Raw genomic sequence first — 20,784 nt, forward strand, 5'->3', positions numbered from 1 at the left:
GTCTGCTTTCGCGATAAATTCGGTTTAGCAATTTCAAGGAAAGTGGATTGATATCTCGAAGTAAAAACATATAAAACCTCTTTGAACACAACTTGATATTTTTTATTATATCATATTAGTTGTTTGTGTAATTAATTTTGTTTGACTACTTAAATCTACTTGTGTACTAAAATATCTAAAAATATACTAAAATATCTAAAAATGTGATATGATACCTAAAAAATCCCATCCTCTTGACCCGATGAATCTGAAAGAAATGTTACACCTCGCCGATCGCATAGTCTTCGAGAAAACGGGTCAACACCTTGACGATTTACAAGAAGCGGTACTAAAAGCAACTCTACAACACGATACATACAAGCACGTAGCCAAAGACTTTGACTGTTCTGAAAGTCGTGTTAGGAATGCGGCTTCGCAATTATGGCAGATACTTTCAGAAGAGTTGGGAGAAGATGTCAATAAAAAAAATTTTCGAGCGGCAATTCACAGGTTTCAAGTCTCTAATGTTTCAAACTTTGCAAAAGATGTTGTTGTAGGAATTGGTATCTTTAACCTGTGTGGAGAACCTAGACACCCGCCAGATATATCAAACTCACATAATGACGAAAAATCTAACCCACAACAAACCAAAACTCTACATCAAGATTTAAGCGAAATGCCGGAGTTGGGCGATTTCTTCGATCGCACTCCCGAACTCCAAACCCTCACCACCTGGATTCTACAACAACGCTGTCGCCTCATAACCCTCACCGGCATCAGCGGCATCGGCAAAACATCCCTAGCAGTACAACTCGTACAACAAATCAAACACGAGTTTGAGTACGCAGTTTGGTACACACTAGACGAATTCCCCACCCTAGAAAAATGTCAATCTAACCTAATACAGCTTTTTTTCCATTCCGAAAAAGAAGATTTACCCCCAACAGACCAAAAACGCTTACCGCTGATTAAGTATTTACAAAACCATCGCTGTTTAATCGTCTTAGATGATGTTCACAACCTTTTCTGTAGTGGCGAATTGGCAGGAAAATATAAACCAGAATCCGAAGAATATCGCACCTTATTCAAACAAATAGAAAAATTATCCCATCAAAGCTGCTTGATGTTAATCGGTTGGGAACAACCGAGAGAAGTGACTCAAATTAAAAGCCAAAATACTTCTATTCGTACCTTACAACTCAAAGGTTTAGACATCGCCACCGCACGGGAAATTCTCAGAGATTATGGGTTAGAAGAAAGCGACAACAGTGAAGCACTCATTCATCATTACCAAGGCAACCCCCTATGGTTAAAAAGCGTGGCGAATCTGATTCAAGACTTGGGTGGAGGCCTGACAGAGTTATTACCAAATGATACCATATTGTTGCCAGAAGATTTGAAAGATGTTTTACAGCAGCAGTTCGATCGCCTATCGGAACTAGAAAAACAAGTAATCTCCTTATTAGCGAAAGAAAGCCAGCCAATCAACCGGGCAAAATTGCTAGAAAATGACATAATTCCGGCTTCAGATTTGCTAAATGCCCTGCAATCTCTATCGCGTCGCTGCTTGATTGAACAACAAGCAAATTTTTACACGATTTCACCTCTACTGAGGCAATACCTTCACCGTAACTTAGACGGCAGTGATGCCTTGCCCTAAATGCTTCAAGACTTGAAAAGCCGATCGCAATTCACTTTGCACAGTATAAATGGAAAATGCCCGCGATAACCCGTATTCGGGTGTAGGTTGAGCCCTGAGTTTCACAAACAACACATCATCGCCATTCGTCAACATACCAAATCTCGGTTTATCCAAATCAGGATTTGCCATTATGTACGCTAATGCTTGGGGTAATGCCGATCGCGTCGAAATCGTAGTCTTCTTACACTCCAAAACTATTACCCAAAGCTGATTCTGCAAAATCAAGATATCAATTCGTCCGCGCAGGGTTTCTTCCCCATGATCGATCGCAATTTCAATCGCAGCTTCAGCCTTCATCCTGAAAGGTGGATCGTAGAATCCCGCCAGTTCTAACAAAGGTGATGCCACCAGCAAAGTCACTGCCCCTTCTAACAATTCTCCATCGGCTCTATGATATAGCAATCTACGTCGTAGCGTATCCAAAGCAGTCTGTTCAGAATCGCTGAGACTTGGCAATTGGGCTTGCCACTCTGTAAAAAAAGCCTCATCCTCAGTTCGGCTCAAATTCAACCTTGATTCAGCCTCCTCTTGGCTTTTAATAGCTTCTGTAACTGCAATAACCTTTGCCATTCGTTCACCTTTGATTCAAACGGTTGAATTTCCCACAAACATTAGCTTCATTGTAAGCAAAAGTAGGGCTACTGCTATAGCGATCGCAGTTTTCAATATCACTTCTATGGGTTTGTGTCCAAAAACAAAAACCGGGCAACTTCAAAGCTACCCGGCAATCCTAACTTTAGACTTCAGACAAATCTAAAATCTAAAACCTAAAATTCTTAAACAGCCACAGTCTTCTTAGCAGAAGAGCTCAATTCGCCCTTAGCATACTTAGCTGCAAAATCGTCCAAAGACACTTGCTTAATCTTTGTACCGTGACCCGCGCAACCGAAAGAGTTGTAACGATCGCTACAAACCTTCTGCATATACTTGATCGACGGCTTCAAGAAGTGGCGGGGGTCAAACTCATCGGGCTTGGCAAACAAAGCTTCGCGCACCGCAGCGGTAATCGCCAAACGGTTGTCAGTATCGATATTGATCTTGCGAACGCCGCACTTGATACCCTTTTGGATTTCTTCCACAGGTACGCCGTAGGTTTCGCGGATTTTGCCGCCGTTGCTGTTGATGATTTCCAGCAATTCTTGGGGCACAGAAGAAGAACCGTGCATTACCAAGTGAGTATTCGGCAAGCGGCGGTGAATTTCTTCAATGCGGCTGATTGCCAAAATTTCGCCAGTCGGCTTGCGAGTGAACTTGTAAGCGCCGTGAGAAGTGCCGATCGCAACTGCTAGAGCATCAACGCCGGTTTGCTCAACGAAATCCACAGCTTGTTCAGGATCTGTCAGCAACTGATCGTGAGAAAGCGCACCTTCAAAGCCGTGGCCGTCTTCTGCTTCGCCCATCCCTGTTTCCAGAGAACCCAAGCAACCCAGTTCGCCTTCAACGCTAACGCCGATCGAATGAGCAACATTCACCACATCGCGAGTAACTTGAACATTGTACTCGTAGCTAGCGGGAGTCTTAGCATCCGCTTCCAGAGAACCGTCCATCATGACGCTGGTGAAACCTTGGCGCATGGCAGAATAGCAAGTGCCGGGGGCATTGCCGTGGTCTTGGTGCATGGAAATGGGAATGTGAGGATAGGTTTCAACTGCTGCCAAAATCAAGTGGCGCAGGAAATTTTCGCCAGCGTAGGAGCGAGCGCCGCGAGAAGCTTGCAGAATCACAGGGCTGTTGGTTTCGTCAGCAGCGCGCATGATCGCTTGGATTTGCTCCATGTTGTTGACGTTGTAAGCCGGTAGGCCGTAACCATTTTCAGCCGCGTGGTCGAGCAGCAATCGCATAGGTACAAGCGCCATAGATATTCCTCCTAATTATTTGTGATTTTTGGGCAGTGAATTTTGGACAAGCTCAATTCTTACGATAATATTAAGACAATTTGCCACCGATCGCGCACTATCTTTCCAGATTTACTAAAAAGTTCAAAAAACAAAATTTTGAGTTCCGAGCATTCAGCTCAAAACTCAAAATTCTTAACTCACAAATTTTTATGGGTCGCCCGGGATTTGAACCCGAGACCAATCGGTTAAAAGCCGAATGCTCTACCGCTGAGCTAGCGACCCGCGAAAACATTGTTACCGCACACAATTTCTAATAGTAGCACCCCTCATTTGAAATAGCAAGTGTTTTTTAAATAAAATTTGCAGTCATGCGAACTAGCATCTCGCAAGTCGCTCCCGGCTGCAAATAAATCAAGTGTTCGCCAGTGTTGAGGGCATTTCGAGGAGCAGTCCAAGGTTCCAAACAGTAAAAATCCTTGCCCTTCACCATCCAGAAAACCAACTTCCCATAGCTGGAGTTGTAACTCAGGGTGAGCCGCAAGCCGCTCGCCGCGTCAGTAACAGTAGCAGCAAGACCAGTGAGTTCGTCAAAGGAAACATCAATTTCATCCAGCGTCGGATCAAAAACCCCAGTGAAGTAACCCTTTTCATGGGTGTTCTGATCTCTATACTGCATCCCCGGAATCTCAAAGCGGAGCTTAGATTTGTCCGTCGCCAAAAAGTAGGGATGCAAACCACTAGAAAACGGCATGGGTTCGTCAGACAGATTGGTATATCGCTGAAAAATTTCCAAAGAATTGCCTTTAATCTGATAAGTGAAGGCTAGTTGGAAATCAAAGGGATAAACAGCCAGGGTCTTGTCGCAGCTATTGAGAATTAGCGTCAGAGCGGCGCAACCCTCCGTAACTTGTTCCCCTATTGTCCAAGGCAAGTCTCGAGCAAAGCCGTGCTGTTTGAGCTTACGCTCCACTCCCTTGTGGGTGTAAGTATTCTCGGGGAGATTGCTGCAGATGGGAAACAGGATGGGAATCCCGCCACGTACAGTTAGATCGGGATTGGCGAACCGTTCCGCGTCCAAATAGAAGATTTCTTTGCCTTCAACCAGCCAGCTAGTGGCAATACCGCCCCGTTCCGGCACAACTTCTAGAGTAGAGTTAGCGGTTTCGTCGGAGAGGATATAGGTTTTGTACTGCTTTTGCTTGAGCGCGATCGCAAACACATTTCTCATCGGTAGTAGGTCATTGATCATTGGTTGTCAGTAAATCGGTCGTTAATAATTGGTCGCTGGTATGTTGATGTTCACCCATTACCGCCCCTATCCTCCCCCTGCCTCCTCGTTGTTCCGACCCCCGTCGGCTAACCAATGCTCCCAGCTATAGGAGGCAGGGCGATCCGGTGCTTGGAGCGCTTGCTGCTGCTACCTGGAACGATCGCGGAGGCCGGCTGCTGTTTGAGTGCGACTTCAAAAGATACAGCCCTGGGGGGAAGATAGCTTTGGGGACTTGGCACTGCTCCTTGACTGGGAGATGGGGGCGAAATAAACGGTTCTTTGATGAATGGCTCTTTTGTAAACGGCTCTGGTTCCCGGCTGGGATTTTGAGGTTGAGTGGGGTAGATGCGCGGCGGCAAATTTTGATTCGGAGGTGGGTTTGACTCAATTGCAGGCCCTGTCCCGTTCGGGAAAAATGAGGAGTTGTCCGGCTGTTGGGGCGCAGCCGGCAAAGCCGGCAAAATCAAAGTAGGTTTGGGTTGTCCGGGGCCTGGCTGATTGCTTTCACCGGAGGTTCCCCCGGAACCTCGCCCGGGCTGGTATGTACCGCTCTTTGCTGCTCCTGGCAATGGAGAATTTGCAGTTTTTGGTGTGGCTCCTGGCTGGACTAGGGCATCGAGAACTACAGAAGCTCCCATCGGTCGATCGAAAATACTAGAAATTTGCTCGACGCGTTTGAGGATGCGATCGGCTGAGGCTCCTTTCACCACCTTAGGCTGAAACTTTTTCACCTCCACAGGCAGAAACTCTACCTTCATATTCCTGTCTTTGAGCGATACTTTCAGGACTGCGGTATCGTAATCCCTGCGAGCATTCCCGCCGAATATAAAATTACCCAGCGAGTAAACTATCGGGCGGCCCTTGTAAATTTCTGCACCTTGCAGTACCTGGGGATGGTGTCCCACTACCAAGTCAGCTCCTTGGTCGATCGTGAACCGAGCCAAATCAATCTGCCAGTCCCCCGGATAATCTGCCAATTCTACTCCCCAGTGGTAATTAACAATAATCCAGTCTACCTGACCCCTAATAGCTCGAATATCCTCGGCCACGCGATTGTTACGGCGGGGGTTAGTGCCGGCTTTCCCCTGGTCAGCGACGTTAAGCTCGGCATCGTAATAACTGAGGTAGGCAATCCGCTGACCCTTAACTTCAATAATATCTGGACGCCTCGCTTGTTTAATATCTCTGCCGGCTCCCAGGTGTTGAATCCCACTACTATCTAGAGTATTCATCGTCTCCACCAGGCCTGGTTCCCCGTAATCCATAGCGCGGCTATTTGCCAGATTGACAATATCCACTCCTCCGGCTGTTAATACTTTCACCGATTCTGGAGCGGCTTTAAAATTTAATTGTTTTTTGCCCGACCCCAATGTAGAGCGAGTCAGGGAGTTTTCTAGGTTAACCATCGCCACATCTGCTTGCCGGTACTCGTCCATATTGGCGAAAGCCCATTGGTGATCGTTGGCAGCAGATGCTCCGAGTGCATCCGATAGATTCACATTTCCTCCGAACATCAGCGTTACTGTTGGGTCGTAAGGATTAGCAACTTGCTTTTGCTGTACCACTGGTACCACTTCTAAGGCCGCTTGCACAGTATCCGCACGTTTTGGAGGCGGCCCCGACATTACAGCAGCTTGCTGGTAGCCGGATACTGGAGATCCTAACTGCAGGGTCACAGCCTCGTGGTAGCTGACCCAACACCCTAAAATAAATGAGGCAAGTGCCGAGCCCACTAGCAGCAGAGAACGATACGTTTTAAATTTAACCCAATCGACGGCCGGTAGGGAACGGTAACGCCGCCGCTGGCGGTTTGCCGGAGTCACAATTCGCACTGACTGTTTCCAGAGAATGTCTGCATCCCCAGCCAAGCGCGCGTGAATTCGCACTCCTTCTACTGCTGGCGAGTTGAGTCTCCAGAGTTGGTGGCAAATAAATTTGACTAAGCCTTCCCGGAGAGTGCTCCCAAGTAATGTAGTATCTGTCGCAAATTCGCGCTGGAATTCTACGAGGATTTGGACGCAGCCGGCCTGAGCCTGTTCGACGCGGGCATAAATCCCTTCAGGGCGCAGCAAGCTGTCAATCCAGTAATTCAGGGCTTGAAAGTTGCCCGATCGCGCTAGCTCCAAGATAGACGGCTGCGACCAATTTTCTGCGTACACCATCAATTAGCCTCCTTAATACGCACGAGCAATGACTCCAATTTGTTTTGAACGGAACCGCAATTCTTTTAGCTTAACCGCCACAGGTTCCGCTGCCCGTTTTGAAGCTAGTTGTTGGCCGCCACCATTTTCTACATTTAGGGGCTGCCTGCTGTCAGTGATTTTTATCACACTCCGGTCAATCGATTTTAGATTTTAGATTTTAGATTTTAGATTGAGGAAAGAGGCGGTACTTTGGGCGATCCAACAAAAGTCGAAACCAGAGGTTTCTGGGGGACTTGAGGCAGAAGAGAGCGAGATTTTTGAGGCAGAGTCTGTTTTTATTGTCGCTGTTTGAGTGTCGCTTTAGAGCTTTCGCTTTGACATTTGAGATTTGAGATTGAGCCAAGAGGCGTTAGTGGGCGCTCGAACAAACGGCGTAACCCGACGTTTTTGGGGGACTTGAGGCAAAAGAGAGCGAGATTTTTGAGGCAGAGTCTGTTGTTATTGTCGCTGTTAATCGCGTGCCGGAGTCAAGTCCTAATGCTTCGATCGATGCTGGCAAATGCCTCTCACGAGGGATGCCACTGGCTGCACAACCTGTAATTGGATAAATGGCGTACTAGATAGATTTGGTGGTAAAATCAAATTTGGTAACTCCCATCGGTACAAAAGTTGCGGAAAACGTGAAACTGGCCAGTCCATACGGCTGTGCCTTCCGATGTAAAACCCAAAGTACGTTACGGTAAACAGACCATATTTTAAGCAAGTTACACTGCGCAGGAGAACTGACAAATGCTACAGCGCAAAATCTATCAACTCTGTTGTGATGGTCGTGAGGTTTCTATTTTTCTTCGAGATCAGCAACGTTGGATAGAGCGCGCTCGTATCCTAGATATTGAAGGGGATCTAGTCACGCTGCGCTACGAAACCGACGAAGAAGACGAAATCAGCTCGTGGGAAGAAATGGTGCGTCTTGAAAGTATTGGAGCTGTGTCCCAGAAGTTGGCTTCGGTATCCCGAACTAACTGCGAACCCCTAGTTTCTGACGATTGTCCCGAAGCCGAACAAATTCGCAATCACTACCCGGACTCGAATTTGGAATAGTTTTGAGCTCGCGCTTGAGGCACAAGGAAAACTTGGGGGAAAAGAAAACGACTTTTCTCCCTTTTTTGTGGAGAAATTATTATGCAAAAAACCCGGTTTAGGCCAAATATATTCTGGGTTGTGACCACATCAGCTATTTTGCCTTTAAATTTAAGCTTGATGGCGGGATCTCCTGCCCAACCCCTACTCCCCACAACAGCGTAAGTACACAGTAGTTTAAAAGTTCAATACGCGACAGCTTACCCCTGCTGAAACAGGGTTTTTTGTCTGGGTGCGTCCAGGAGTGTTCTTTTGTTTTCTTTGCCTACGGGCTGGTTTCGATGTGCCCGACAGCTTATTCGCCGTCTGTTTCGCCATCTAGGAAAAGTTCCGACTCCGGTATCGCTTTAAACACGGGACAGTAACCGTCGGGGGTAACTTTAAAGCCAAACAAAGCACTGGACTGGTTCCAACAGCGCTGGCTGCGGTAGTGCTGGCAATTGCCACAGCATTCGAGGTTAGCCTGAACGGCGCTGCCTTGAAAAAGGAGTTCCCGCTGGGAGATGCCGCGCAGTACCAGTTCTTCACCTTGCCAGCGCGCTTCTACCAAACCGGTATCGGCAAAATTGGCCCACCGAGGATCGGCTGTAATCGGACTCGGCAAGCTAATTGCTACCTCTGTCCCCAATTCGCTGAGTTCTCCCTCATAGTTAGTTTCTGGGATAGCGGGCTGCAAAAACATTTCCCCGATCGGCAATTCGACCAGTGTTCCGGCCGCCGGAGTGTGCAACTGATAGCGGTTTCGCAGCTCGTCCAAGTTAGCCAAATCAGCCAAATATGCAGGGGAACCGTGGAGTAAAATGACGTGCTGGGGACGCAAATTGTGGATGAGTTGGGTAGTCCCGGGCCCGTCGCAGTGTTCGGCTAGCAGATAAGTTTCGACACTTGTGACTCCAGATTCGGGCCTGTTGCCCAGCCAGTCGCTGACGGGATATCCTGGTTTTTGAGGGGCGAGCAAAATCCAAGGATGTGTGCCATCGGCAACATACAAAGCCAAATCAGCTATTTGGTCAGTAATCACAATACAGGGCGTGGCTCCCAATCCGGGGCGTTGTTCGGCAGACAGCCGGCGGACGCGGGGTTTCACCCTTTCGTCCCAAAACAAAGGTTGGTGCAGAGCAAAATTTTGGACGGCGGTGGGAAATTGGGGTAACAGTTCCAGATAAGCGTCGCACCCGTCGGCGACAGTGCCGTCCACCCAAATATCCAAGTCGCGGCCAGTAAAGTAGTGGTGACTGCGGAGCAGCATCAGCATTTCTTGACCCAAACCAAGGGCCGGCGCGGGCAGCAGTACCGAGTACCCGTCGGCGATGGCGCGGTGGATGCGATCGGCTAACTGATTTTCCAGTTGTCGGCGGTGAGGGTGGCGCGCCGTGCCGTAACTGCCTTCCAAAATTAACACATCCGGCTTCATGCCCCTGAGTTCTCCCAGGGGCAAACCTTCCACCAAACGAGAATTGGACAGGAAAAAGTCGCCAGTGTAAACCACTGTGTAGGTGCGGTGCGGGGCGGCATAAGTCAGCAGTACAGTCGCCGCTCCGGGCAAATGACCCGACGGGAACAACTGCACGCTTAGTCCTGGGCGCACTTCGAGCGGCGACTGCCATGGCAGTCCCTGACAGAACCGGGACTCTGGCTGCTGAGCCAGTTCTGGCCAGTTGAGCGGTAGCAGTCGCGCTGTCACTTCGCTGGCGTAAATTGGCAAGTGGGGGAAAGATTGATGGAGTGCTAGCAAACCTCTGGCGTGGTCAGAGTGGGCGTGGGTACACACCACAAAATCGGCTGGCAGCGATCGATTTAGTGTCGCTGATAGCGGTGCAATATCCTCTACACCGCAGTCGAGTAAAATGCGGTGCGGCCCCATTCGCACTAGCAGACAGACCCCTTCCTGTGCGTGGCCTGCGCCGTAAGGTAAACAATCGAGATCCATCACTGCGGTTAGCTCCCTGCTTTGCACGCAACTTGCAGTATCGCCACTTTTAAACATTGGTTGCGACTGCATTCATTCGATCGAGTTCAGTCTCGGACGCTGAAACCGGGTTTGATGAACGAAAACACTTTGTTGCTGCCCTCGCTCCCGGTAAAAAAACCCGGTTTATCAAAGTTCTGGTGCGTAAGCCCTGGAGCTTAATGTGTGCTCGAAGGCGACGGCTCTCGTGCAAGGAAAGTAATTGCACTTAAGATTTGATGCAGCGCCAAGAAAGCGATTTTCCGAAGGCATTTGCCGGACGGGCATTCGGCCTTCGACAAAGTTCAGGCTACTGGTTCTGGCATCAAAAGTTACATTTTATTGCACCATGTAAGAGTAGCCAACTCGATCTCATATTCTGAGTTTTAAACCTTTTTCCACAATTTGCGCCTGCTAAAAGCTAGTCTTTTTTATGAGAAGATTTTAATTCAGATGTCCAAAGATCTTGATAAAACTTTACAATTCTTCATTTTTAGGGTTTTGAGGGCAGTGTATAGTCCAATCTGAAAAACCGAGAACCAGCATTGTGCTAGCTAACTGCTTTTGTCATGGCAGAGAGAGACTTTATGAGTTTGATCGGTTTCTTTGTAAAAGTTTGATACATTCTTCTAAGCAAACCTTCTGGCTATCCAGGAGAGAGTTTAAATGGCTTTTTGACCCCGCCCACAAACGGATACAAGTTTCCGACAGGAATAGCCCGCAGCCCAAAGTTTTAGACTCTTGTTCAAGCTCCCAGATTCATCTGTGGAGTAAATCTCAAATCGCCCGACTCAGCGCGACTCGACGCTCGTACTCGCCGAAGGTCTGAGCGCGGCTCGATGGCTCACCCAACGTATCGCCGAAGCCTCAAAACTCAAATCTAAAATCGACTGACTGCCCCATAATAGGTTCGTTTACTCCGCTGATTGACTAGGGGACAGAAAGATGAGTTCTTTTGTTTTACCCCCAACATAGCCACCTCAATCCCCCGACAATGGATGATATTCATCCTTCATCCTGTAAAAATACCACTAACTTGCCAGAAGTAATCTCAGCTCGATGAGTCTCCAACCAGTCTGTTATCTCGTGTTTTTTTTATCATTGCTGGGTCTTCTTTGGGGTTGGGTTTTTGAGTTTTTTTTAGCTAATCCGTGCCTATTTAAAAAGAGTGTAATAGCTGTGTTTGGAGTCCAATAACACTTCGTAGCTCTCTAATATGTATCGTTTGATTTCTGCGAGATCCGTGTTTGTTGACTGCATTCAGCAAATGAATGCCGCGCTTTGCACAGCAGATTATAGATCAGTGACTGGCTCTCGTCGCTATGCCAATTTTAACCTATAAATACCAGTTTATAGAGTTTAGTTTGTTGAGCAATTAACTGTACTAAACTTTTAGAAAATCCTGAATATTCAGGTTATTATAGGGTTGTAAAACATTTTAATAAAAAAATGGGATCAATTTACGTGGTTATTGATTGGACTAGATCAACTCATTGAGAGTGGCGAACTAAGTGCTATCAATAAACCTATTGTGAGAAATTGGGAGTTCAAAAAGTGGCTTGTATAAAATCAATTTTTAGCTAAACCAGCCCCTCCAAGATATTTTTTTGCGCTATTATACCTAGTATTTGACTTGAGGGTCAAAAAATAGTATTTCATGGGTGGCCTCTATTATATTCTCACAACTAACTTGGGATTGTTAGAGAATTACTACTTGCGAAAGTTTGAATTGGGAGAGTGTATAATTGTTTGGTATGTTGTAGAGAAGAGTACCCGATCGCAATTCAAGCGGAAATGAGGATCGATCGCACAAACCAGGTTTTGTCAAAAAATGTGGTTTTTACAGGTGGCATTAAGGGCGATGCTTGGGAGAGTGCCGAGAGTCCATAACACCTGCCATTGACACCAGCCTCAACGAGCTAAGGTGTTCGACGACAAATATTCTGTTGAAAAAAAACTTGACATCAGCGGGTAATAGAAAGTAAAAATAAATAAAAGCAATAATAAAAATCAGGCTTTATGTTGGATTCGCGATCGAGGCTAGGCAAGTATGGGATTGAGAAGTTGCTATCCCATAAAACAATTTTCGCTAAAATACATCCGGTAATATACGGAGTTTATATGATTTATTCGCAATCTAAAATATAAAATGGCAACAGCTATTCTCGACCTGGAAATCTCCAAACTCCCGCCAGAAATTACGGTTGAGGAGCGTTACAGCAAAGCCTTGATTTTAATTCGACTGCACAGCAAACCGATCGGTCAAGCTCTTTTGACCGTAGTCGGAGGCCACATTGGCGGTGACGAATTACGGGAAAGACTGATGAATGCTGCTGGTGACAACTTGTGGAAAAACTGGCTCTACGACACTCTAGAATGGGATGAGCGGGGGTCGGTGGAGGCATTGCCGATCGCCACAGTAGCGGTTTGCACGCGCGATCGCCCGGAAGATTTGCGGCGCACTCTTGAAGCGTTTATGCAGCTCCCAGACGACGGTCAGGAATACTTAGTAATTGACAATTGTCCGGCCACGGACGCTACCAAGGAACTGGTCAAAAATTACCCAAAAGTCCGCTATGTGCGCGAAGACTTACCAGGTTCCAGCGCTGCCCGTAACCGAGCTTTATGCGAAGCTAAACATGAATTCGTAGCCTTTACAGATGACGATGCTGCCCCAGATCCGAACTGGCTGCGATCGCTCTTGTGGAATTTTAGTGATCCGCGAGTGATGTGCGTCACGGGGCTGGTGATGCCCTTGGAACTGGAAACCGAGGCGCAAGAATGGTTCGAGCGCTACAGCCCCCACGGGCGGGGCTTTGATCGCCAAATTTTTGACGGAGCGCACTGCAACCCGCTGGTTGTCGCTCCTGTGGGGGTTTCGGCGAGTATGGCTTTGCGGAAAAGTTTGATCGACTCTATCGGCTTGTTTGACGAGGCTTTGGGGGCGGGAACGCCTACTGTCGGCGGCGAAGACTGCGAACTGTTTGCCCGCATTTTGCGCGCGGGCTACCGCATCGTCTACGATCCGAGAGCCTTGAGCTGGCACCGCCATCGGGGCACTTGGGAAGAATTGCAAAAAACGCTCCAAGGCTACGGAATCGGAGTCTATGCTTTCTGGACGCGGATTTTGGTGAAAAATCGCGAATTAGGGGTGGTGCGATTAGCTTTGGGATGGCTGTATTCCAAGCAAATTCCTGAATTATTTGCTTCTTTGCGAAAGCAACCGGGCTCTATTCCTAGTGATTTACTTTTGGCTCAACTGCGGGGCTGCATTAGCGGGCCGATGGCTTATTTTGCTTCTCGCAAGCGGTTGCAGGAAGTTAAAGGGGAAGTCAATCAATTTTAGATTTTAGATTTTAGATTTTAGATTTACTCCACAGATGAATCTGGGAAATGAAACTAAGGTCTCAGCTTTTTGGATTAATAATTAGTCAGGAGGAACAGGGAAATTCGGCAACGGATGGTGTAATGGATTGAAGGGATTTAACAGATGGATATTGATGGGACAGCGAAGAAGTAAGAGTGTTGGAAATTTTCATCACCACTTATAAATCCCCAGATACCAAATACCAAATATTAATTCCCAAATAACAATTACCAATTACCAATTATCAATCTAATATGAACAGGGAACATCTAACTGTTAGCGTAATTATTCCCAGCCACAATCGAAGTTCTTCGCTGCGGCGCGCCCTTGATGCTTTGCACTCGCAGACTTATCCGCTCGAGGTGATCGAAGTTATTGTGGTGGCAGATAGCTGCATAGACGATACTTTGGCAATGCTACAAGAATACAAAGCTCCGTTTAAACTGCACGTGATCGAGGTAAATTGCCGGAGCGCTTCAATCGCCCGCAATACGGGAGCTGCTTCGGCTACCGGGCAATTGCTGCTGTTTCTCGACGACGATATCGAAGCCCTGCCACCTCTGGTGGAAAGCCACGCGCGCGCTCACCGAGAGCGTCCCGGCTGCGCTGTCATGGGCCCTTACCCGCCTAAGTTGCAGGGAGCAACTAGGTTGTTTGATGTGCAAGTGCGATCATGGTGGGAAGACAAGTTTTATCAGATGAGCCAGCCGGATCACCGATTTACTTATAAAGATTTGCTCAGTGGTAACCTTTCTCTGGATGCAGAACTGTTTGCTCGTCTCGATGGCTTCGATTCGGCCTTTGGGAACTGCGGCGGGGAAGATTACGAGTTTGGGGTGCGTTTGCTGAAAGCTGATGTACCTTTTGCTGTAGCGGGGGATGCAGTGGGCTATCATTACGAACACGAAACCAACAATCTCGATCGCTATTTCCGCCGATCCCGTCAGGAAGGGCGATCTGATGTTTTGATCGGCCACCGACACCCGGAACTTAGATCGATACTGCAGGTAGCAGGCTACGAAACTGCTTACTCGATGGTAGATAAAATTCTGGTGGCGGTCACGTTTTTCTGGCCGGCTGCTGTGGATTCGCTGGCCCTGGGACTGAGGAAATCTCTTGATTTACTCGAAAGCTTGCGGATGCGGGGAACTTGGCGGTGGTTGTGGGAAAAATTGCGCGGTTATTGGTATTTGAGGGGTGTCATCGATGAGTTGAAAAGTCGATCGGCAATTTCTAGTTTTTTGCAAGGAGGCTCGGCGAGCGGCGATTTGGGCGGACATGAAATAGACATCGATTTGCAGCAAGGTTTGTTCGAGGCAGAACGCCTGCTAGACGCGGAACGACCGGCTGGGGTTTACCTGTATTACGGTCAACTGACAGTAGGCCACATTTTTCCGCAAGCGGGCGCGGAACCGCTGCGGGGCCCTCACTTGCGCTCAATTCTGGCGCTTGACTTTGCCGAACCCCTGGCTCGGGCGATCGGGGTTAATGGTATGCCCAAAAGTGCCGCTCTTTCTGAGCCTGGCTTAGTTGACAACACCCTACTTCAACATCTAGAGTTATGTACAGTATTGGACAAAAAATAACTGAAAAATCCTTCCTATAACTGACATAATTAGATTAGAGGAAAAAAACCAAATAGAGGTGTAATTAAGCCTTTAATTTATTTTAAATAAAGAGTAATTTAGAGTTAAAAGGAAGAGAAACTGACAATGGTAATTATGGCAATAAAAGTGATTGAAGCGGATTTTTTAGAACCAATTGCTGACAAGCTGACCCTGGTGCAGACCCAGAATTTGGTTAAGATTCAGCCCTGGGAGGCATCCGGGCGAGAACCTCAGATAGTTGCCGGAGGTGTGCGGTGAGAAATGCGGGAACGCTGGTTTATCGGCGCCAAATTGCTCAGTGGTGCGATTTGCTGCGGGTGTTGGTCGATCGCGATATGAAATTACTTTACAAGCGCTCAACCTTGGGGATTGCTTGGACTTTAATCAGTCCGCTGTTACAGTTGGCTGTATTTTCCTTTTTGTTTCGCTCTGTCGTACCCCTTAATATTCCAAAATTTTCTTCCTTTGCTTTCAGCGGCTTGTTAATCTGGAATTGGTCTCAAACGGTATTATTTAAATCAACGGCATTAATTACCAATCATAAGCCACTAATCAGGCAGCCAAATTTCCCCCCGGCAATTTTGCCGGTAGTCACGACGACGACGGGGCTCATTCACTTTTTCTTAGCATTGCCGGTGTTACTTATCTTTCTGGCAATTGATGGCGCTCCTCTGAATGGAGTGCTCTTGTTGTTGCCGCTGCTGATGATTATTCAGTTTTTCCTGACAGTTAGTTTTGCTTATCCCCTTGCCGCTTTGAATGTCACTTTCCGCGACACTCAGCACACTTTGGGAGTAGTTTTGCAGATGCTGTTTTACCTGACTCCGATTTTCTACGACATCAGCAGCGTCCCGGAAAAATTTAAGATTTTTTATTACTTAAATCCAATGGTGCCCCTGATAGAAGCTTACCGCGCCATACTTCTTAAAGGTATGCAGCCGGATTGGTCTGCTCTGTTAATTTTGAGCTTGGCTGTGGCGGCTCTTTTACCCATCGGACTGGGAATTTTTAGACGGCAAAGCGCTCATTTTGTGGAGGAAGTGTAAATGCGTGAAGCAATTATTGTCAAAGGTTTGGGTAAGCGTTTTAACCGCTACTCTACCGCGAAACCTTATACGATTATGGAAGCCGCTTTGTCCGGTTGGTGGAAGCTGAAGCCGGAGGCGAGTTTTTGGGCGTTGCGGAATATAAATTTTACTGTTTCTCCTGGCGAAATGCTGGGAATTCTTGGCAAGAATGGCGCGGGAAAATCAACGCTGCTGCAACTTGTCGGCGGTATTTGCCGGGCTGAGGAAGGATCTATTAAAGTTAACGGCAGAATTGGCGGCTTGTTGGATTTGGGTGCGAGTTTTCACACGGATCTAACGGGCAGAGAAAACGTGTTTGTGGGTGCGGTGGTGGCCGGTTTGACTCGCCGGGAAGTGGCGCGCAGGTTTGACGATATTGTGGAATTTGCAGAGTTAAAACAGTTTATTGACAGCCCGACGCGGACTTACAGTACGGGGATGAAAATGCGGCTGGCTTTTTCGGTGGCGGTGCATACCGATCCCGAAGTGCTTTTAGTTGATGAACATTTGTCGGTTGGTGATGTGGCTTTTCAAACTAAATGTTTGAATAAGATAACTGAGTTTAAGAATCAAGGATGTGCGATTGTTTTGATTTCTCACACCGCGTCGCAAATTCAGAAAATGTGCGATCGGGCTTTGTGGCTAAAATCAGGTGAAATCGTGGCTTATGGCGAACCAGAAGTGGTAGTCGGTCAGTATTTGTCAGAAATGCGATCGTCCACAGAAAATCGCACTCCCCTGCGTGCTGCTGAAGCTACAAGTAGCGGCTCGCCACTGGGAGGTAATCAGAATCGCTTCGGTTCTAGGGAAGTAGAAATAACCCATGTCAAAGTGTCGCCAAATACGGAAATAGATAGCGGTGATGCTATTAGCATTGAAATTCATTATTCGGTGTCGCAGGAAATTTCTGCTGCTATTTTTGCCGTGACAATCAGCAGGGAAGATGGTCAGAGTTGTTTTGAGACTAATACTAATCAAATGGGCAGACTGCTGCCGCTGGTGAAAGGGAAAGGCAAAATCCGGCTGCAAATAGATAGGCTGGATTTAGGAAACGGTCAGTATTACGTGAATGCTGGGGTTTACGAGGAAACTTTGGCTTACGCCTACGATTATCATTGGCAGGTTTATCCGCTGTACGTGCGATCGACTGTCAACCAAAAAACGATTCTTTGTCCGCCCTTCCGCTGGGAATTTGAGGGCAAAATTCCGCTTCGGGATTTACCTGAACCAGCCGCTCCGATTCACAATTTGGATAAGAATAATCCCAGCTACGCCAAGATTTCGACTCAGTTGGAAAATAAGCAAAAACCTGACTTTTTAATTGTTGGCGCTCAAAACTGCGGCACGGAATCTCTATATGGTTATCTCGCAAATCACTTGCAAATTATCAAACAGGGTTCCCGAGACATCCACTTTTTTGAATTAAATTTTGAGCGTGGCGTTGAGTGGTACAGCAAGCAGTTGACGCGGAGTTTAGCGGGTGAGAAGGTGCTGCTGTGGGAGATGAGTGCTTACTATATTTATCATCCTTTGGTGGCGGAGCGAGTTTACAAGTGTTTTCCGGATGTTAAGCTGATTGTGATGCTGCGAAACCCGGTAGAACGGGCATGGATGCACTATCATTTAGAAGTGGCGAGCGGCTGCGAAAAGTTTGATTTTGAAAAGGCGATCGCTTCTGAACCTGACAGACTGAAAGGTGAGGTTGAAAGAATCAAAGCCGATGCAGATTATTACAGTTTTAATCACCAGCATTATTCCTATTTGTCGCGCGGAATTTATGTAGAACAAATCAAAAATTGGCTAGACTATTTTCCTAGGGAACAGTTGCTAATTCTCAAGAGCGAAGATTTTGAAGCAAATACAGGCAAAGTTTTTTCCGAAGTGTTGAATTTCTTGGATATTAGTGGGAGTACCCTTAAAGAATCTGAAATTCATCAGGTCGATAAATACAGCAAAATGCCGCCAGAAATCGAACAAGAATTGACTAATTATTTCAAACCTTACAATCAGGCACTTTCGGATTTATTGAAAGAAAATTTTAATTGGACTTAGGAAAATTATTTTGACCCGCAAAGAGCAAGAAGAAAGAGTGATGTTTACAAATAATTTATAATCATAAATTAATCATACCTGTTTCTTGTCTTCCTCTGTGCGCTCAACGCTCTCTGCGGTTCGCTTTCAAATAAATCTAATTAAGAAACCATTTATCAGGTATAAAAATGCAACGGATATTTTTAGTAGGCTCTCCGAGAAGCGGCACAACCATGCTTCAAAGTTTATTAGCCGCTCATCCTGAAGTTATTTCTTTTCCTGAATCTAAGTTTTTTCACTATTTACTGTACAAAAAATTTGCGGGAAAGTTTCCTGCTAGGATGGAAGCTTTCTTTAAGGATGAGATTAATCGTCCTGACCTTTTGCAAGGTTTTGATGATAGTCAGACTGTGGGCGCTAAAGTTAGTTGGTTTGTCAGAGTATTGGATGGTTTGGCGGCAGAACAAAACAAAAGTATTTGGTTGGAAAAAACGCCGGAACACATATATTTTATTGAGGATATACAGCGTTTGTTGCCGGATGCTAAATTTATACATATTTTACGAAACAGTATGGATACAATAGCTTCTCTGCATGAGGCTACTATGAACTCTCATGATTTGTGGGGGCATGGTTGGGATTTAAACCACTGTATCCATCGCTGGAAGGAGGCGATGTTAATTAGTCACAAATATGCTAAAAAATCTAATCATATATTAGTCAAGTATGAGGAAATTCTAGATAATAAAGTCAAAAAGTTAGAAGAACTTTGTCATTTTATGGGAATCGAATATGATGATAGAATGCTGGAATTTTATCAAGAAAAAGCTGCTCATCTCAGTTTAAATTTACCTTGGCACCAAGGGATCGAAAGAGAGGTTAAAAGTAATAAAGTTCACAAATATCATAAAATTTTTAAAAGCCATGAAATTAGATATATTTTAGATAAGATTAAGCCAGTCAAGGGTGAAATTGCCTGGAAAGTTGCGGTGGAAGTGAGCGAACCAATTTCGGATATTTACGCTTTGCAAATATGCGATCGCCTGTGCTGTACGATCAAACTAGAAGGAATTAAACTCGGTATTATTGAATTGCCGATTTGCGATGGCATGGTTGCGGCTGCGGTTTTGGCAGATGCGATCGCATCCCAGTTTGCTTGGCTAATTCTCGATCGCTTCTTTCAACGCAATCGCTGCGAAAAAGGCAATAGATTGTGGGAAACTTTGCTGCAACCATTGCACAAAAAAAATGACTGGACCCTATTTTTGCAAGAATTATGGGGGCGTCCGCATTGGCATTTGGAGGATTTCTACAAGCCAGAAGTAGCTGAGGAAGTCTCAACAATTACGCTCGAAAAAGATTTGATGGCTGTAGAAGTGAGCGAGGAATTTACTAATATACAAGTTGAGCTTTCTGAAATTGACGTGCTGGTGAAAGTAGGCGGCGTTGCTGTCGGTATTGTCCCTGTTGCGGTGGAAAACAATTTTGTTTCAGCTCAAAAATTGCGATCGACAATTACTCGAAATAGCGGGTTTGAGTTGTGCGTCGCCACCGTGCGAGAAGCTTTGCTGGGAAAACCGCTCAACGGCAAGCAATCGCTGCGATCGCGCTTAGCCTCTTGTGCTCAACAAAGGTCTAATTTGCCCGACTGGTTGAATGCACCGGGTGCTGGAGGCATTTACCCCCCAAATGCGGTGATGTTCGGCAGGCGATCGGGTGCGATCGGGACGAGTGTCAGCCGTCGCGCCTCACTGCCGGCGGCTGCGCTGCAGGAGATCGAGTCAGCCGCGGCAATCGCGGGGGAACCGACAATGCAAATTGCTGGAGAAAACGAGTCTCCAAAGCAAGTATTTTACGCACCGGAAATCATTTGGCGAAAAGCGCCGTATAGAGAAGTTTCTCACTCCGTGAGACCTCAAGTTTTTGACAATCATAGCGTTACAGAAAGGCTGCCGATTCTCGCCTACCGCCGCATTTCTCCTGACGGTTTAGAGGCAATTACTCCGCAGGTTTTTGAACAGCACTTACAATATCTCAAACAGCATGGTTATTACAGTGCGAGTTGGCAAGATTGGCAAAGGGCCAAACAGGCTAAAACTCCTTTACCCGGTAAAGCTGTATTGATGACTTTTGACGGCGGCTATCTCGACTTTTTCCAATATGCTTGGCCTCTGCTAAAACGCTTTAATTTTACAGCAACTGTTTTTATAGTAGCGGAGTCAATAGGAAAGACAAATAGTTGGGAAAAAGCCGAATTTGAAGAAGTGCAGCTAATGGGATGGCCGGAAATTTTGCAACTCCGGGATACAGGGATTGAATTTGGTTCTATGTCTGCTACTCATCAACCTCTGACTGCATTGTCGCCGACAGAAATTGTGCGGGAAGGGGCGAAATCCCGTGCTATCTTGGAACAAGGATTAGAGAAATCTGTTAAATATTTTGCCTACCCTTACGGGGACTTCGATCCAATTGTAGCGCATTTAATTGGAGCGACGGGGTATACTTTTGGTGTATCATATAGATCAAGTTTTAGCAGGTTTGACGATGCTTTACTGTCGCTGCCCCGCCTTCAAGTTACAGCCGAAAATACCTTAAAATTAGGTTTGTAGGGTGCATCAGCAAGCGCGATTTTTCCTTCAACTAACAATCTCTCAACTCACGCACCTTATATCAACTCCGCTAGCATCGGAA

The 20,784-nt window shown here is 46.5% G+C and carries 14 protein-coding genes and 1 tRNA gene; 8 read left to right on the forward strand and 7 right to left on the reverse strand.

Annotated features, from left to right (window positions below; translation table 11 throughout):
* The first annotated feature begins 241 nt into the window (after positions 1-241).
* Positions 242-1,639, forward strand: coding sequence for an NB-ARC domain-containing protein (locus QUA04_RS19920; RefSeq protein WP_333259672.1), 1,398 nt, complete (start codon positions 242-244; stop codon positions 1,637-1,639).
* On the opposite strand, the gene QUA04_RS19925 is transcribed toward QUA04_RS19920, so the two are convergent.
* From QUA04_RS19925 to QUA04_RS19950, 6 genes are all read right to left on the reverse strand, one after another.
* On the reverse strand, positions 1,613-2,251 hold the full coding sequence (locus QUA04_RS19925; RefSeq protein WP_333259632.1) for a type I restriction endonuclease: 639 nt from the start codon (positions 2,249-2,251) through the stop codon (positions 1,613-1,615). The two genes, QUA04_RS19920 and QUA04_RS19925, sit on opposite strands and share 27 nt — an antisense overlap.
* A 206-nt stretch (positions 2,252-2,457) precedes the next feature.
* Entirely contained in the window at positions 2,458-3,537 is a 1,080-nt protein-coding gene (fba, locus tag QUA04_RS19930) for a class II fructose-bisphosphate aldolase (RefSeq protein WP_006633469.1), read from the reverse strand.
* Between the two features lie 192 nt (positions 3,538-3,729).
* Positions 3,730-3,801: transfer RNA gene (locus tag QUA04_RS19935), tRNA-Lys, on the reverse strand.
* Between the two features lie 67 nt (positions 3,802-3,868).
* Positions 3,869-4,738: an aldose epimerase family protein gene (locus QUA04_RS19940; protein WP_445242345.1), complete on the reverse strand. Its 870-nt coding sequence runs from the start codon at positions 4,736-4,738 to the stop codon at positions 3,869-3,871.
* A gap of 137 nt (positions 4,739-4,875) precedes the next feature.
* Entirely contained in the window at positions 4,876-6,951 is a 2,076-nt protein-coding gene (locus QUA04_RS19945; RefSeq protein ID WP_333259636.1) for a CapA family protein, read from the reverse strand.
* 12 nt (positions 6,952-6,963) lie between these two features.
* Positions 6,964-7,119, reverse strand: coding sequence for a hypothetical protein (locus QUA04_RS19950; RefSeq protein WP_158307982.1), 156 nt, complete (start codon positions 7,117-7,119; stop codon positions 6,964-6,966).
* Between the two features lie 603 nt (positions 7,120-7,722).
* On the opposite strand from QUA04_RS19950, the gene QUA04_RS19955 reads away from it, so the two are divergent.
* Positions 7,723-8,034, forward strand: coding sequence for a DUF6679 family protein (locus QUA04_RS19955; protein ID WP_006633466.1), 312 nt, complete (start codon positions 7,723-7,725; stop codon positions 8,032-8,034).
* Positions 8,035-8,368: 334 nt separating this feature from the next.
* Here the strand turns inward: QUA04_RS19955 and QUA04_RS19960 are convergent, their stop codons facing one another.
* Positions 8,369-10,003 (reverse strand): MBL fold metallo-hydrolase, encoded by a 1,635-nt coding sequence (locus QUA04_RS19960; RefSeq protein WP_333259675.1) that lies wholly within the window; start codon positions 10,001-10,003, stop codon positions 8,369-8,371.
* 2,167 nt (positions 10,004-12,170) lie between these two features.
* Between QUA04_RS19960 and QUA04_RS19965 the strand changes: the two genes are divergently transcribed.
* From QUA04_RS19965 to QUA04_RS19990, 6 genes are all read left to right on the forward strand, one after another.
* A complete protein-coding gene (locus tag QUA04_RS19965) occupies positions 12,171-13,367 on the forward strand; it encodes a glycosyltransferase (protein WP_333259639.1) in 1,197 nt (398 codons plus the stop codon).
* Positions 13,368-13,642: 275 nt separating this feature from the next.
* The gene (locus QUA04_RS19970; RefSeq protein WP_333259642.1) at positions 13,643-14,974 is read left to right on the forward strand and encodes a glycosyltransferase family 2 protein; all 1,332 of its coding nucleotides are present in this window, start codon (positions 13,643-13,645) and stop codon (positions 14,972-14,974) included.
* Between the two features lie 126 nt (positions 14,975-15,100).
* Positions 15,101-15,253 carry a hypothetical protein gene (locus QUA04_RS19975; protein WP_333259645.1) on the forward strand — a complete coding sequence of 51 codons (153 nt, stop codon included), beginning with the start codon at positions 15,101-15,103 and terminating at the stop codon, positions 15,251-15,253.
* Entirely contained in the window at positions 15,250-16,041 is a 792-nt protein-coding gene (locus tag QUA04_RS19980; protein WP_333259649.1) for an ABC transporter permease, read from the forward strand. The genes QUA04_RS19975 and QUA04_RS19980 overlap by 4 nt, the downstream gene beginning before the upstream one ends.
* A complete protein-coding gene (locus QUA04_RS19985) occupies positions 16,042-18,114 on the forward strand; it encodes a Wzt carbohydrate-binding domain-containing protein (RefSeq protein ID WP_333259652.1) in 2,073 nt (690 codons plus the stop codon).
* Positions 18,115-18,281: 167 nt separating this feature from the next.
* Positions 18,282-20,702 (forward strand): sulfotransferase, encoded by a 2,421-nt coding sequence (locus QUA04_RS19990; protein WP_333259655.1) that lies wholly within the window; start codon positions 18,282-18,284, stop codon positions 20,700-20,702.
* Positions 20,703-20,784: the final 82 nt, after the last annotated feature.

Origin of the sequence: Microcoleus sp. S13_C5 (genome assembly GCF_036700845.1) — a bacterium.
GTDB lineage: Bacteria > Cyanobacteriota > Cyanobacteriia > Cyanobacteriales > Microcoleaceae > Microcoleus.

Excerpts from the sequence above, each read along its gene's own strand:
- QUA04_RS19920 (WP_333259672.1), top strand. The coding sequence starts at position 242 with ATGAATCTGAAAGAAATGTTACACCTCGCCGATCGCATAGTCTTCGAG.
- QUA04_RS19925 (WP_333259632.1), bottom strand. The coding sequence starts at position 2,251 with ATGGCAAAGGTTATTGCAGTTACAGAAGCTATTAAAAGCCAAGAGGAG.
- fba (WP_006633469.1), bottom strand. The coding sequence starts at position 3,537 with ATGGCGCTTGTACCTATGCGATTGCTGCTCGACCACGCGGCTGAAAAT.
- QUA04_RS19945 (WP_333259636.1), bottom strand. The coding sequence starts at position 6,951 with ATGGTGTACGCAGAAAATTGGTCGCAGCCGTCTATCTTGGAGCTAGCG.
- QUA04_RS19955 (WP_006633466.1), top strand. The coding sequence starts at position 7,723 with ATGCTACAGCGCAAAATCTATCAACTCTGTTGTGATGGTCGTGAGGTT.
- QUA04_RS19960 (WP_333259675.1), bottom strand. The coding sequence starts at position 10,003 with ATGGATCTCGATTGTTTACCTTACGGCGCAGGCCACGCACAGGAAGGG.
- QUA04_RS19965 (WP_333259639.1), top strand. The coding sequence starts at position 12,171 with ATGGCAACAGCTATTCTCGACCTGGAAATCTCCAAACTCCCGCCAGAA.
- QUA04_RS19970 (WP_333259642.1), top strand. The coding sequence starts at position 13,643 with ATGAACAGGGAACATCTAACTGTTAGCGTAATTATTCCCAGCCACAAT.
- QUA04_RS19975 (WP_333259645.1), top strand. The coding sequence starts at position 15,101 with ATGGTAATTATGGCAATAAAAGTGATTGAAGCGGATTTTTTAGAACCA.
- QUA04_RS19985 (WP_333259652.1), top strand. The coding sequence starts at position 16,042 with ATGCGTGAAGCAATTATTGTCAAAGGTTTGGGTAAGCGTTTTAACCGC.
- QUA04_RS19990 (WP_333259655.1), top strand. The coding sequence starts at position 18,282 with ATGCAACGGATATTTTTAGTAGGCTCTCCGAGAAGCGGCACAACCATG.